The sequence below is a fragment of the Proteus sp. LHD240705 genome (assembly GCF_047921555.1).
Lineage (GTDB): Bacteria > Pseudomonadota > Gammaproteobacteria > Enterobacterales > Enterobacteriaceae > Proteus.
Genome location: NZ_JBLRMI010000008.1, coordinates 1 through 14,095 on the forward strand (window position 1 = coordinate 1; position 14,095 = coordinate 14,095).

At 40.5% G+C, this 14,095-nt stretch carries 12 protein-coding genes and 1 riboswitch; of the genes, 3 read left to right on the forward strand and 9 right to left on the reverse strand.

Annotated features, from left to right (window positions below):
* Window positions 1-209: 209 nt before the first annotated feature.
* Window positions 210-1,076, reverse strand: coding sequence for a glutamate racemase (gene murI / locus ACNART_RS14330; RefSeq protein WP_109373439.1), 867 nt, complete (start codon window positions 1,074-1,076; stop codon window positions 210-212).
* Window positions 1,021-2,877, reverse strand: a complete 1,857-nt coding sequence (gene btuB, locus ACNART_RS14335; RefSeq protein WP_109373438.1) for a TonB-dependent vitamin B12 receptor BtuB — start codon at window positions 2,875-2,877, stop codon at window positions 1,021-1,023. The genes murI and btuB overlap by 56 nt, the downstream gene beginning before the upstream one ends.
* A 68-nt stretch (window positions 2,878-2,945) precedes the next feature.
* Window positions 2,946-3,154: riboswitch (cobalamin riboswitch) on the reverse strand.
* A 112-nt stretch (window positions 3,155-3,266) separates the two neighbouring features.
* On the opposite strand from btuB, the gene trmA reads away from it, so the two are divergent.
* The gene (gene trmA / locus ACNART_RS14340) at window positions 3,267-4,364 is read left to right on the forward strand and encodes a tRNA (uridine(54)-C5)-methyltransferase TrmA (protein ID WP_198632503.1); all 1,098 of its coding nucleotides are present in this window, start codon (window positions 3,267-3,269) and stop codon (window positions 4,362-4,364) included.
* 123 nt (window positions 4,365-4,487) lie between these two features.
* On the opposite strand, the gene ACNART_RS14345 is transcribed toward trmA, so the two are convergent.
* Together ACNART_RS14345 and fabR are read right to left on the reverse strand one after the other, a co-directional pair.
* Window positions 4,488-4,889 (reverse strand): YijD family membrane protein, encoded by a 402-nt coding sequence (locus ACNART_RS14345; protein ID WP_198632504.1) that lies wholly within the window; start codon window positions 4,887-4,889, stop codon window positions 4,488-4,490.
* Window positions 4,889-5,575, reverse strand: a complete 687-nt coding sequence (fabR, locus tag ACNART_RS14350) for an HTH-type transcriptional repressor FabR (protein ID WP_069366914.1) — start codon at window positions 5,573-5,575, stop codon at window positions 4,889-4,891. Before fabR ends, ACNART_RS14345 begins: the two co-directional genes overlap by 1 nt.
* A gap of 199 nt (window positions 5,576-5,774) precedes the next feature.
* Between fabR and sthA the strand changes: the two genes are divergently transcribed.
* A complete protein-coding gene (sthA, locus tag ACNART_RS14355; protein ID WP_109373435.1) occupies window positions 5,775-7,172 on the forward strand; it encodes a Si-specific NAD(P)(+) transhydrogenase in 1,398 nt (465 codons plus the stop codon).
* On the opposite strand, the gene oxyR is transcribed toward sthA, so the two are convergent.
* The 5 genes from oxyR to argC form a co-directional block, all read right to left on the reverse strand.
* Window positions 7,164-8,081 carry a DNA-binding transcriptional regulator OxyR gene (gene oxyR / locus ACNART_RS14360; protein ID WP_368927732.1) on the reverse strand — a complete coding sequence of 306 codons (918 nt, stop codon included), beginning with the start codon at window positions 8,079-8,081 and terminating at the stop codon, window positions 7,164-7,166. The genes sthA and oxyR overlap by 9 nt on opposite strands.
* Window positions 8,082-8,271: 190 nt before the next feature.
* Window positions 8,272-9,654, reverse strand: a complete 1,383-nt coding sequence (gene argH, locus ACNART_RS14365; RefSeq protein ID WP_368927734.1) for an argininosuccinate lyase — start codon at window positions 9,652-9,654, stop codon at window positions 8,272-8,274.
* 85 nt (window positions 9,655-9,739) lie between these two features.
* Window positions 9,740-10,948, reverse strand: coding sequence for an argininosuccinate synthase (locus tag ACNART_RS14370; protein ID WP_198620358.1), 1,209 nt, complete (start codon window positions 10,946-10,948; stop codon window positions 9,740-9,742).
* 75 nt (window positions 10,949-11,023) lie between these two features.
* Window positions 11,024-11,797 (reverse strand): acetylglutamate kinase, encoded by a 774-nt coding sequence (argB, locus tag ACNART_RS14375; RefSeq protein WP_198620357.1) that lies wholly within the window; start codon window positions 11,795-11,797, stop codon window positions 11,024-11,026.
* A gap of 20 nt (window positions 11,798-11,817) precedes the next feature.
* Window positions 11,818-12,822: an N-acetyl-gamma-glutamyl-phosphate reductase gene (argC, locus tag ACNART_RS14380; protein WP_198620356.1), complete on the reverse strand. Its 1,005-nt coding sequence runs from the start codon at window positions 12,820-12,822 to the stop codon at window positions 11,818-11,820.
* Window positions 12,823-12,922: 100 nt separating this feature from the next.
* On the opposite strand from argC, the gene argE reads away from it, so the two are divergent.
* Complete coding sequence (gene argE / locus ACNART_RS14385) at window positions 12,923-14,086, forward strand: acetylornithine deacetylase (protein WP_165121916.1); 1,164 nt, start codon at window positions 12,923-12,925, stop codon at window positions 14,084-14,086.
* Window positions 14,087-14,095 lie beyond the last annotated feature (9 nt).

Consider the following 14,095-nt stretch of genomic DNA (forward strand, 5'->3'; position numbering starts at 1 on the left):
CTGTTGCGAGGAGGTGCATTCTACATCTTCCTCATTCAGTGTCAAGCGTTTATTTTCAAGGCTTTTCACTTTTTTTCTTCGTTCTCTCGGCTAACTCACTTAGCGTGGTTTGCCGTGACAACGAGGGCGCATTATAGGGAGTTTTGTGAAGCTGGCAACACTTTTTTTGAGTTTTTTTACTGACCGTTGAATTTTCAATCAAATTGCACTTAAAGCGCCAGTTTTCTAAGCGATTCAAAACCAAAACCCGCTAAAACAGGTTTTAATAATTCGCTATTCTCATCTTCTTTTAAGCAATAAGCGAAGTTAATTTCATTTGAACCCTTTATTTTCGCTTGATTTACGACTAACCACGCAGTTCTTCGTGCAATTGCAGCGCCAGAATCGATAATTCGGGTACCATCAGGTAAAACAGAAAGAAGTTCATCAGCTAATAAAGGGAAATGAGTACAACCTAATACCACAGTATCCGGTGGCTCTTTCATTTTTAGCCAAGGTGTAAGGATTTTACGTAGCTCGTCTAAAGACACGGCTTCACCATGAAGTTTTCTCTCAGCCAATTCCACCAGCTCTGCCGAACCTAAAGAGTGAACTTTGCAATCAGTCGCAAAGCGTTCAATAAGTTCATGGGTATAAGGACGTTTAACTGTTGCTCTTGTTGCTAATAATCCAACTACTCCATTACATGTTAATTTAGCTGCTGGTTTAATAGCAGGTACAACGCCCACAATAGGAATATCAGTAAACTTGGCACGTAAAGCAGGGAGGCTCACTGTGCTTGCTGTATTACAAGCAATAACGATGGTCGCGAGATCATGTTTTTCAGCAACCGCGCTAACTATTCGAACAACACGGTCAATAATGAAGTCTTGTGATTTCTCACCATAGGGGAAAGCTTCATTATCGAAAACATAGATATAGTGAGCATCCGGTAATTTTTCACGGATCTCACGATAAACAGATAAACCGCCAACCCCTGAATCAAAAACCAATACAGTAGGGTTAGCGGTAAGTTGTGCATCAGAAGTTGTAGCTTCCTGTGAGGAAGTATTCACGTCCTGGCGTGCGATAGCCATAAGCTGTCTCATAATCTTTATCAAACAGGTTGGCTATTCTACCACGAATTGAGAGATGTGATGTAATAGGATATGAAGCAGTTAAATCCCAAATACTCACACCACCTAAAGAAACATTCTCATAAGTCCCATAATCTTTATCTGTCCGTTGACCGATATATTGGTAAGTCACCCCCATATCGAGTTTCTCGACTTGCCAATCAAGCTGATATTTCAGTTGTTGACGAGCGCGACGATCAAGACGTTGATGCGTTTCTTTATTTCTTGCATCTATATATTGAAGGTTAAAGGTGTGATGAAAAATCCACGTATCCATTTCACCCGTAAATTCCACACCTTTAATTAAGGCCTTACCAACATTGTAGTTACGGTATGGATAACTCGATTCACCTTGGATCAAAGAATTTACATCATTACGATACGCAGTTAATCGCCACGCTAAAGGCCCCGTTAATCCTTCAAAGCCCCCTTCCCACTGTTTACTCTTTTCGGGTTGTAAGTCTGGATTACTTCCCCACTCACTATAAAGTTGCATCAGTGTCGGTGCTTTAAATGCCGTACCATAACCACCAATCACACGATAACCCTCAACAAATTCCCAACCTAGGTTAGTTTGCCAAGTCGTATGCCAGCCATATTCAGAGTGTTTGTCCGAGCGTACTGATGCTTCAGCAATAATATCGCCTAACTTTTGCTGTCCAGTTAGATACAAACCTGTATTGTCGAAGTGTTCTTTATTAGGAAATCCACTAGAGCCAGCTTTAATAGATTGACGTTGCCAATCGACACCACCACCGATACTGCCATTCCCTAATAAAAGGTGATTTCCCCACTGCACATTATATTGTTCAGAGTTGGTAAAACGGCTTCCTTTACCATAGCGACCATAACGAGGATCATAGTCATAATCTTTGGTGTAGTTATAGCTGGTATTTAAAGAAGAAGAGTAGTTATCACGATTAAATTTCACACCACCATCATAAGTACGACTAAATAATGCTCTTGTATCCGTTAACATATCGTTATAACTGTCATAATAAGCATCATAAGCCGTGCGATTATCAAAACCATAAGCGCGTGCATATAAAGAAACATCATCGTTAATATCGTGATTAACCCCTAGCCATAATGACTTGTTCATAAAGCCATCACGATCGGGTTGTGGATGTCCACCAGTATTTCCATTCGCTTCTACATCATAACCTTTGGTATAGAGATAACTGCCAGCGGCTGTTAATGTGGTTTTATCACCGACTTTTTGTTTTATCGAGCCATCATATTCTTGATAACCATGAGAACCCATTGTGGCATTAAGTGTTCCTCCTTCCGTTTTTCTTTCTGTGAGGATATTAATCACGCCACCAATCGCATCAGAACCATAAACAGAAGAACGAGGCCCTCTTATATATTCAATACGTTGAACAAGAGAAAGAGGAATTTGGCTGATATCAGAACTACCAGACACATTCGCCTGATTTAAACGCACACCATCCACTAAAATAAGAACATGACGAGATTCAGCTCCACGTACATAAATAGAGCTCATCTGCCCTATTCCACCGTTTTGCCCCACATCAATCCCTGGCATTCTGCGTAATACATCAATAACACTATTACTCTGCCAACGTTCGATTTGTTCACGTTCAACAACTGTTATCGGCGCTAAAATAGAAGAGTTAGGCTCTTGAAAGCGGTTTGCTGTCACGCTTAACGTATCACTGTTATTTGCAAACGCACCAAAACTGCCCGCCATAACACTCAAAGCCACACTGGAAATGAAAAAAACTTTTTTATTATTCATGAAAATCTGCATCCAACAGAATAAGTAGCAGGATGCCGCCAAAATTAAATAAAACGCGTATTTAATTTAAGATGCGACAGGTCTTCGGCAGGTCTTCGGACTTTAGGTTAAAGAAACAAATTTATATCTTTAAGATAATGACTTCCCACTGCACTTATATAAGTGCTTTGCAGTGTCTTTTATTATCCTTGATCCTATTACCGCTGCGCGTCAGTTCTGGCTTTGCACCAGATTCCCTTTTAACTCCTATTAGGAGACCGAATAACTATGCTACGATTTCAAATCCACTGAGTCCAGAAATTGAACATGAAGAATACTGGACATCTTCATGAGGATCTCTACAATTTCGCTCGCTTAACTTTATTACTGCCAAAAAAAGGCGAGATACCATGCAGAATTCATTACCAACGCAAACATATCAGTCTCAACTGAATGAAAAAACACAACGTCTACAAACAATGATGGCTCCTTTTAATGCGCCTGAAGCAGAGGTTTTTTCATCACCAGAACAGTATTATCGTATGCGTGCGGAATTCCGTATCTGGCATGAAGAAGATTCTCTCTATCATATTATGTTTGACCAAGAGACTAAGCAGCGTATTCGTGTTGACCAATTTCCGGTTGCCAGCCAGCTTATTAATAAAATGATGGTTGCCTTGTTGGCAGAAATAAAAGATAAACCAACACTCAGAAAGAAACTGTTTCAGATTGATTATCTTTCTACGTTGAGTAATAAAATTATTGTTTCCCTGCTTTATCACAAGAAAATTGATGAAACTTGGCAGCAAGAAGCAATAGCATTACGCCAATCATTAATTGCTCAAGGCTTTGATGTTCAATTAATTGGTCGAGCTTATAAAACAAAAATTATGCTCGATAATGATTTTATTGATGAAGTGTTACCAGTGGCAGGTAAAGAGATGATTTATCGCCAAGTTGAAAATAGCTTCACGCAACCTAATGCACAGGTCAATATTAAAATGTTGGAATGGGCATTAAAAGCAACAGAAAATGCAAAAGGCGATCTGCTTGAACTGTATTGCGGCAACGGTAACTTTTCATTAGCGCTTGCACGTAATTTTGAGCGAGTACTGGCAACAGAAATTGCAAAACCGTCTGTTCATGCAGCCCAATACAATATTGCAATGAATCACATTGATAATGTGAAAATTATTCGCATGTCCGCAGAAGATTTTACGCAAGCAATGAATGGTGTAAGAGAATTTAAACGCTTAGAAGGGATTAATTTAAAAGATTACCAATGTGAAACCATTTTTGTTGACCCTCCTCGTAGTGGTTTAGATGAGAAAACTGTAGAATTGGTTAAAACTTACCCTAGCATTTTATACATTTCTTGTAATCCAGAAACACTGTGCGAAAATCTAGAAACTCTAATTAAAACACATAAAATCAGTAAATTAGCATTATTCGACCAATTCCCCTACACCCACCATATGGAATGTGGCGTATTATTAGAAAAAAGATAACAGCTTATTTCTCACGTTAGAATAGAAAATCTTTCAATAACGCCAATAAAAACAAAAACACCAGCAAGATAGCTTGCTGGTGTCAAAATTTCGCTGTGTTTACAACAAAGAGAGGAGTACAGGCTAGTACTGTTCTGCTCGTGATGCTTTTTCAGCTTCTTCTGCCTGTATACGTAAGCGTTGACGCTGTTTGAATTGACGATAAATCCACAATGCAACGATAACGATACAAACTGAAGAGAAGAAATTTGAACCCCATTCAGGGTTAACGGTTCTGGTGTAAGCGTTATAACCGAATAAGCCTAATAAAAAGAATGAAAAAATCAGCTTAGGCATACCATCGGTCATGGGTTGATTTAAGTAGCGCTGATATAAACAGTAAACTGCCAAAATTAAGCTGATGAGTGGGAAAACTGACCACGTCTCAATAAACGGGTTAAAAAGGCTTGAATAAGTACCATGTAAAGCGACACCAATGACTGTGGCAAGTAATAGCGTGCTTTTTTCACAGCGATTTTGTTCCATCATTTGTCTCCTTTCTGATGCGTTTTTTTCTTTATCTCTGGGTTATCTTGTAGAGGTATTTGCGTTTCTTGCTCACGTCGATACCAATAATAGGCACCTTTAGCAATCATTCGCAGTTGTATAACTAATCTTTCTTCTAATTGTTGACGCTTTTCAATATCGATATCCAGTGCTTCTGCGCCTGCACTAAATACAATAGTGACCATTGCTTCAGATTGCATTTCTGTAAAATAACGTGGCATATGGCTTTCTTGCTCAAGATAGTCTGCCAGTTCTGCAATAAAATGTTGGATCTCTCGTGCGACAGCCGCACGAAACTCAGCTGAAGTCCCAGAACGTTCACGAAGTAATAATCGAAACGCATTAGGATTATTACCAATGAATTCCATAAAAGTTGCTACTGATGTTCTGATAACACTGCCACCTTTCGCAATGCGTTGACGTGCTTGGCGCATTAGTTGACGTAACATCAATCCACTTTCATCAACCATGGTGAGCCCAAGTTCATCCACATCTTTAAAATGACGATAAAATGAGGTGGGTGCAATACCAGCTTCTCTAGCCACTTCTCGTAAACTTAGACTTGTAAAGCTACGCTCGGCACTGAGTTGGCTAAAAGCAGCTTCAATTAAAGAGCGACGGGTTTTTTCTTTTTGTTTAGCTCTGATGCCAATATTATTACTCACAGAAATCCTGATAATCCTAATTTGGTTTATACCCAATATATCAAACTTTGTTAAAAAAGCAGTGCGTACAATCATCTCTCAAGACACATTCTCATAAAAACTCAACAAAGTGTGACTAATGCCCTTAATGTCAGTTGGGCTATTATTCATTCTAATGTTAATATAGCGTTGTCGGTTTGTATAAAACAGGTCTTTTCCTATGCAACATTCTCATTTCGATGCAATTGTGATCGGTTCAGGTCCTGGTGGTGAAGGCGCGGCCATGGGGCTTGTTAAACAAGGAAAGCGCGTCGCAGTTATAGAACGTTATAACAAAGTCGGTGGGGGCTGTACTCACTGGGGAACCATTCCTTCAAAAGCCCTACGTCACGCAGTAAGTCGTATCATAGAATTTAATCAAAATCCGCTTTACAGTGACCAATCTCGCCTTATTAACTCCTCTTTCTCTCAAATACTTCGTCAAGCCAGTACCGTAATTAGTCAGCAGACTAAAATGCGTCAAGGTTTTTACGAGCGTAATAATTGTACGATGTATTCGGGTGAAGCTGCATTTATTGACGAGCACAGGATCAGCGTGCGTTATCCTGATGGTACGTGCGATATTCTTTCAGCTGATAGTTTTATTATTGCAACAGGCTCACGTCCTTATTGCCCGCCAGATGTCGATTTCTCTCATTCTCGTATTTATAACAGTGACACTATTCTCGATTTAGAGCATGAGCCTCACCATGTCATTATTTATGGTGCTGGTGTCATTGGTTGTGAATATGCCTCTATTTTTAGAGGATTAAGAGTAAAAGTAGACCTAATTAATACTCGTGATCACCTATTGTCTTTCCTTGATCAAGAGATGTCTGATGCACTTTCTTATCACTTCTGGAATAACGGTATTGTTATTCGTCATAATGAAGAATATGAAAGCATTGAAGGTGTCGATGATGGTGTTATTGTTCATCTAAAATCAGGTAAAAAAGTCAAAGCAGATTGCCTACTTTATGCGAATGGTCGAACAGGAAATACTGACACACTGGGCTTAGAAAACGTGGGTATTAAAACAGATAGTCGTGGACAAGTTTCTGTTAATGCTCATTACCAAACCAGTTGTGAACATATTTATGCCGTCGGTGATGTAATTGGTTATCCAAGTCTAGCTTCTGCCGCCTATGATCAAGGTCGAATTGCTGCTTTGGCAATTACCACTGGAAAATCAGAAACACATTTAATCGAAGATATTCCAACTGGGATCTATACCATTCCTGAAATTAGTTCTGTTGGTAAAACAGAGCAACAACTCACTGCAATGAAAATTCCTTATGAGGTGGGACGTTCTCAATTTAAACATCTGGCAAGAGCACAAATTGCAGGTATGAATGTAGGGAGTTTGAAAATTCTCTTCCACCGTGAAACCAAGCAAATTTTAGGTATTCACTGCTTCGGTGAGCGTGCTGCTGAAATTATTCATATCGGTCAAGCGATTATGGAGCAAAAAGGTGAAGGCAATACTATCGAGTATTTCGTTAATACTACCTTCAACTATCCAACAATGGCAGAAGCCTATCGTGTTGCCGCACTTAATGGTTTAAACCGCTTATTTTAATGCACTCTGTTTTTCTGCATAAAATGCGGTCATATGTTCACGGATTGTCTCTGCTAACTGTTCATAACGATTACGCAAAGGCGATCCGGGACGATAAACCAAAATAATAGAACGTGATGGATTGGGATCAGTACATTCTAGATAACAAACCCCATCACGTTTTTGTTCTTGAGGTACCGATAAATCAGGTAATAAGGTTATTCCACTACCAGCAGCGACCATATTACGCAGAGTCTCTAAACTCGTTGCTCTAAAATGAGTATCTTCTTTTGCACCTGCTTGGAAGCAGAACCCTAACGCTTGATCGCGTAAACAGTGCCCATCTTCTAACATTAATAAGCGTTGACCCGCTAAGTCGCCCATCGGCACAGATCCACGCTCATTCCACGGGTGTCCTTCATAAATTGCTAATTTCATTGGCTCTTCAAATAGGGGCACTTCAATAAACGGCGCACTCTCTTTTACCATTGCTAAAATAGCACAATCGAGTTTTCCGCTATCTAATTGAGCTAATAAGCTATGAGTTTGTGCTTCATGAATATACATCTCTAACTTAGGGTAGTTTTTATGTAATTCAGGAATGATATGAGGCAATAAATAAGGGCCAACAGTAGGGATAAGCCCAATATGTAAAGGCCCTGCCATACTTTCGCCTTGCAATGAAGCCATTTCTTGTAGCACTTTGACTTCACGTAAAACGGTTTTCGCTTGATCCACCAGCAACAAACCTTGTTGAGTAAACAGAACCTTACGGCTAGTTCTTTCAAGCAACATCACACCAAGTTCATCTTCAAGTTTACGAATTTGACCACTTAATGTTGGCTGACTCACATGGCAAGAATCTGCCGCACGACGAAAATGTTTATGCTCAGCTAGAGCCACCAGATATTCCAAGTCACGGATATTCATTGCAGATCCCACATTTATTGCTGATAGTTAATGTCTATAGATAATATAGTAACTGATAAATTTTTCTATCAGTCGAATGTTATTCTGCCTCTCTTTTTCGATATTATCGGCAATTTAAAATAAAAGAACAGAGTGAGATCCACCCTGTTCTTTTTGAATAACAGTAAGTTGTCTTAGGTAAACGCTTTGCTTATTTATCCATATTTAAGACTTCTTTGGCTTTTACTATCGCATAAGCGACCTGTTTTTGAGAAACGCCCCCTTTTGCAAGACGTTTATCTAAACAAGATTGAAGCGATAAAATATCGTACACATCAATCATAATTTTACTATTAAACATCTGTAATTCAGAAAGAGGGAGCTCTTCAATCGCTTTACCTTGCTCAATGGCGCAAACCACCACTTCACCTACAATATGGTGAGCTTCACGAAATGGCACACCTTTCGCAACAAGATAATCGGCCAATTCAGTGGCATTAGCATAACCTTGCTTCGCGGCTTCTTCACAACGAGGGCGACGGATTTGGATCCCATCAAGAACAAGCGTTGCCATATGCAAACAATCAGACCATGTATCGATAGCGTCAAATAGCCCTTCTTTGTCTTCTTGCATATCTTTATTGTAAGCAAGAGGCAGACCTTTTAAGGTCATCATCATGCCCGTTAACGCACCTTGCACTCGTCCACATTTTCCACGGATAAGCTCAAGTGCATCTGGGTTTTTCTTTTGTGGCATTAATGATGAGCCAGAAGTTACCTTGTCTGATAATTCAATAAAACCCGCTTCGCCACTATTAAAGAAAATAAGATCTTCTGCAAAACGAGATAAGTGAACCATACCAATAGCCGCAGAGGATAATAATTCTAAGACATGATCACGATCGGATACGCTATCTAAACTATTATTGGTTGCACTCGCAAACCCCAGCCATTCGGCTAATTGTTCACGATCGATATCATAAGCCGTACCTGCCAGCGCACCACATCCCAACGGGCTGACATCCAAACGTTTTAATGCATCTGCTAGGCGGCTTTCATCTCTGGCTAGCATTTCATTGTATGCTAAACACCAATGTGCAAAAGTGACAGGCTGAGCGCGCTGTAAATGGGTGTAACCCGGCATCACTGCATTTTGATTTTGTTCTGCGGTGATAACTAAGGCTTTTTGTAGCTCAACAATTGCTTGGCGAAGATGAATAACTTCTTCTTTACACCATAATTTTAAGTCTGTTGCGACCTGATCATTACGGCTACGACCCGTATGTAATTTTTTACCTAAATCACCCACTTTGGCAATAAGCTTACTTTCAACCCAGCTATGAATATCTTCTGCATCACTCTGCAAAATAGACTGCGGGTTTGCTGTTACTTCTTCTGATAATTCATTTAAAGCTTGCTCAAGTTGAGCTTGTTCATCTTGCGACAATACGCCAACTGTGACTAACGCTTTAGACCAAGCTACTGAGCCAAAGATATCCTGTTGTGCCAGTCGAAAATCAAACCGCAGTGAATCATTGAATTGTTTAAACCGTTGATCAGCTTCCTGACTAAAACGTCCACCCCAGAGTGCCATAATCGCTTCCTGTATTTATTCTGTGTAATAAAAGAGTGAGAGTGATGCCTTATATAGATATATAGCATCACTCTATTGTTTAACCTTATTTCTTACTCAATGCACGGATACGTGATGGTAAGGAATATAAACGGATAAACCCTTCAGCATGGCTGTGATCGTAAACTTCATCTTCACCAAAGGTTGCAAACTCTTCAGAATACAGACTGTTATCTGATTTCTTCTGAATAGCATTAACATGACCTTTATACAGCTCTAATACCACTTCACCATTCACATCTTTTGCCAGTGACTCTGCCGCCGCTTGCAGTGAAGCGCGAATTGGCGTGAACCAACGACCATCATAAGCCACATAAGACATCTCTAAGCCCAGCTGTTGACGCCATTTAAAAGCATCTCTATCGAGTACAAGTTGCTCAACACCACGCAGAGCCGCCATCATGATAGTGCCCCCCGGAGTTTCATAGCAGCCACGAGATTTCATTCCCACTAAACGGTTTTCAACAATATCAATACGACCGATACCATGTTTAACGCCTAATGCATTTAAGGTATCTAAACATTCAAAAGGTGATTGTGTTTTACCATTTACGGCAACGACTTCCCCCGCTTTTACGGTGACAGTAACGAGTTCTGGTGTTTCTGGTGCTTTCTTCGGATCAACCGTCCATGCCCAACAGTCTTCGTTTGAGGCATTCCACGGACTTTCTAATACACCACCTTCTGTTGAGATATGCCATGCGTTTTCGTCACGGCTATAAATTTTCTCAAGCGTTGCTGTGGTTGGGATATTACGAACTTTCAGATAATCCAGTAATGCTTCACGAGAACGTAAATCCCACTCTCTCCAAGGCGCGACCACTTTAAGTTGTGGAGCAAGTGCCGCATAAGTACTTTCGAAACGAACCTGATCGTTACCTTTACCTGTTGCACCATGAGCGACTGCATCGGCACCGAGTTTTAAGGCTAGTTCAACTTGCGCTTTAGCGATAACAGGACGAGCCATTGAAGTACCTAATAAGTAGCTACCTTCATATAACGCGCCCGTTTTTAATACTGGGTAAACATAGTCTTTGATAAATTCTTCGCGTAAATCGACAATATGACACTCAGAAGCACCTGATGCTAAGGCCTTTTGTTCCACACCCACTAAATCATCACGACTTTGACCCACATCCGCGACAAAAGCGACAACTTCACAGTTATCATAATGTTCTTTTAGCCAAGGAATGATTGCCGAAGTATCCAATCCGCCAGAGTACGCCAGTACGATTTTTTTTATACCTTTAGTCATAGTGATAACCTTCAATTCCTAATTTGTTTAAATTCTGCCAACTATCAAATAGCGATAAGGTTTCTAGAAAGATTTTTAAGCTAAAATACGGGTTCCGACTGCAACACCATTAAACAGAGCCGTTAGTTTTTCAGCATGGCGCCAACTTGCAATTTCAACTGGTCGTCCTAACGTTTTAGCCGCTTCCAATGCTGCGTTTACTTTCACTATCATGCCGTCAGTGATAATGCCTTGGTCGATTAATGTCTGTGCTTTTTCTGCTGACATCTCGGCTATCTTCTGGCCTTTACCATCTAAAATGCCACTGACATCTGAAAGCAACACTAAATCAGCACCTAACGTTTCAGCGATAGCGGTTGCCGCTTGGTCAGCATTCACATTCATCAGTTCACCTTTTTCAGTCATACCGATAGAACTGATAATAGGTAGATAGCCAGCACCCAATAATAAATTGAGTAAATCAGGAGAGCCGGGATTTGCATTTCCTACATGGCCTAGCTCTTCATTGATTTGAGTGACTTTAGCTAATTGTCCATCACCCAAAGAAAGCCCCACACCATTAAGCCCAAACTGAGTTGCCCACGATAACAAGGTTTTATTGGCACTTCCGGCAAGTGCCCCTGTGATGATGTCTATCTGATCAGCCGGTGTGACACGAAGCCCCTGCTTTTTCACCACAGGCAATTGCAATTTACCCATCAACTCATCCACCAAACAGCCACCACCATGTACGATGACTAAGGGGCGAGAATGTGTTGAACGATACTGTTGTAATGCAGTGAAAAACCGCGTTAACGCTTCTTCATTATCAAGGAGCACACCACCCAGTTTGATAATTAATGGTTCCATGAAACTTCCCTACTCATTATTTAAATAAGTGATTCGGTTTCAGCGAAACCAAACCGAATGTTCATACATTGCACCGCTTGTGCAGCAGCCCCTTTCAACAAGTTATCTTCAACACCGACCACAATCAGATGTTCACCTTGTTGAGCAAATCCGATATCACAGAATGCGGTTCCTACAACGGCTTTTAATGCAGGTAACCCTTTTTCATAAACACGCACTAATGGTTTATCTTGATAAGCATCTTCAAAGACTTGTCTTACATCCTCTTGTGTCACACCCACTTTTAACTTACAGGTGATAGTGGCTAAGATCCCTCTGGCAAAATTACCCAGATGAGGTGTAAAAATGACATCAATACCCAGATGTGTTGCAATTTCAGGTTGATGGCGATGCGTAAACACGCCATAAGGTTGCAAGCTCACTTCGCAAAAGCTACTGGTTAAAGAGGCTTTTCTACCAGCACCACTCACACCGCTGGTAGCATTAATCACTGGCCACTGTGCTGTATCTAAAAGTCCCGCTTCCACAAGCGGTTTTAAAGACAACTGAGACACCGTTGGATAACAACCCGGCACTGCAATTAATTGAGCCTGACTAATAATGTCGGCATTCCATTCGGCTAACCCATAAACTGCCTGTGATAACCAATCAGTATTCTTATGCTCGAATCCATAGTATTGTTGATAAAAATGCTTGTTTTGTACTCGATAGGCGCCAGATAAGTCGAACACCACGCAACCTTGCTCTAGAAAAATAGGGGCAATGTCATGGCTGACTTCATGTGCTGTTGCTAAAAAAACGATATCAATATTTTCAACGGCTTTAGCCACATCAACCATCGGCTCTAGTGGGAGATCTACTAAACCACGATATTGTGGATGAAGTTCAGAAAAGCACTTTCCTGCATCTGCACTTTGAGCTGATACCATCAGTCTGCTCAAATTCACATGAGGATGCTGCTGAAGATAGGCGGCTAATTCAGCGCCAGTGTAACCACTTGCTCCTACAATCAGAGTATTTAACATGTCATTCTTACCTTGTACTATGAACACAAACCGATTAATGTATTTTTATTCAAAAAAAGTGCATGAATATTGATACTATTATGAAGAAAGGCTGTCAACAGTGAATATTAAATTACCTACATTTATTGAGATTTATCGTCAATTAATTGCAACTCCCTCTATCAGTGCAACAGATGCTAAAAACGATCAAAGCAACGAAGCATTGATTAACCTGCTTGCTAATTGGTTGGAAACATTAGGTTTTTCAATTGAAATTCAACCTGTACCCGAAACGCGAGGAAAATTTAACCTTCTCGCAACATTAGGGACGGGGAAAGGCGGATTATTACTCTGTGGTCATACTGACACTGTGCCGTTTGATGAAGGCCGTTGGACGCAAGATCCTTTTACGCTGACAGAAAAAGAAAATAAGTTATACGGCTTAGGTACAGCGGATATGAAAGGCTTTTTTGCCTTTATTCTTGACGCATTACGTGACGTGGATACTAAAACACTAACGCATCCACTTTATATACTTGCTACCGCTGATGAAGAAACCTCTATGGCAGGGGCGCGTTATTTTGCTGCTAATACAGCAATCCGCCCTGATTTTGCCATTATTGGCGAACCTACATCGTTAAAACCTATTCGTGCTCATAAAGGGCATTTATCAAATGCAATACGCATTACTGGGCAATCAGGACACTCTAGTGATCCAGAAAAAGGGGTGAACGCGATAGAACTGATGCATGAGTCTATTACTCACCTTAGTACACTGCGCGATACGTTAAAAACTCGCTATAACAACCCTGCGTTTGTTATCCCTTATCCAACAATGAACTTTGGTTATATTAATGGCGGTGATGCAGCAAATAGAATTTGTGCTTGCTGTGAATTACATATGGATATTCGCCCATTACCGGGATTAACACTGCAAGACTTGGATGATTTACTTCACGAAACATTAGCGCCAGTCAAAGCACGTTGGCCGGGTCGTTTAAGTGTTGAGGCATTACACGATCCTATTCCGGGTTATGAGTGCCCAACCGATCATAAAATGGTTGCCGTGATCGAAAAACTATTGGGTGAGAAAGCGCAAACTGTAAATTACTGTACTGAAGCGCCGTTTATTCAAGATCTCTGCCCTACCTTAGTTTTAGGCCCAGGTTCTATTGAGCAAGCACATCAACCTGATGAATTTATTGATATGGCATTTATTGAGCCGACGCGTGAATTAATGGGGCAATTAATTGAAAACTTCTGTTTAACAGAGAAAGCCCAATAATAATAAAAT

Excerpts from the sequence above, each read along its gene's own strand:
- argB (WP_198620357.1), bottom strand. The coding sequence starts at position 11,797 with ATGGAACCATTAATTATCAAACTGGGTGGTGTGCTCCTTGATAATGAA.
- sthA (WP_109373435.1), top strand. The coding sequence starts at position 5,775 with ATGCAACATTCTCATTTCGATGCAATTGTGATCGGTTCAGGTCCTGGT.
- murI (WP_109373439.1), bottom strand. The coding sequence starts at position 1,076 with ATGGCTATCGCACGCCAGGACGTGAATACTTCCTCACAGGAAGCTACA.
- argH (WP_368927734.1), bottom strand. The coding sequence starts at position 9,654 with ATGGCACTCTGGGGTGGACGTTTTAGTCAGGAAGCTGATCAACGGTTT.
- argC (WP_198620356.1), bottom strand. The coding sequence starts at position 12,822 with ATGTTAAATACTCTGATTGTAGGAGCAAGTGGTTACACTGGCGCTGAA.
- ACNART_RS14345 (WP_198632504.1), bottom strand. The coding sequence starts at position 4,889 with ATGGAACAAAATCGCTGTGAAAAAAGCACGCTATTACTTGCCACAGTC.
- oxyR (WP_368927732.1), bottom strand. The coding sequence starts at position 8,081 with ATGAATATCCGTGACTTGGAATATCTGGTGGCTCTAGCTGAGCATAAA.
- trmA (WP_198632503.1), top strand. The coding sequence starts at position 3,267 with ATGCAGAATTCATTACCAACGCAAACATATCAGTCTCAACTGAATGAA.
- ACNART_RS14370 (WP_198620358.1), bottom strand. The coding sequence starts at position 10,948 with ATGACTAAAGGTATAAAAAAAATCGTACTGGCGTACTCTGGCGGATTG.
- btuB (WP_109373438.1), bottom strand. The coding sequence starts at position 2,877 with ATGAATAATAAAAAAGTTTTTTTCATTTCCAGTGTGGCTTTGAGTGTT.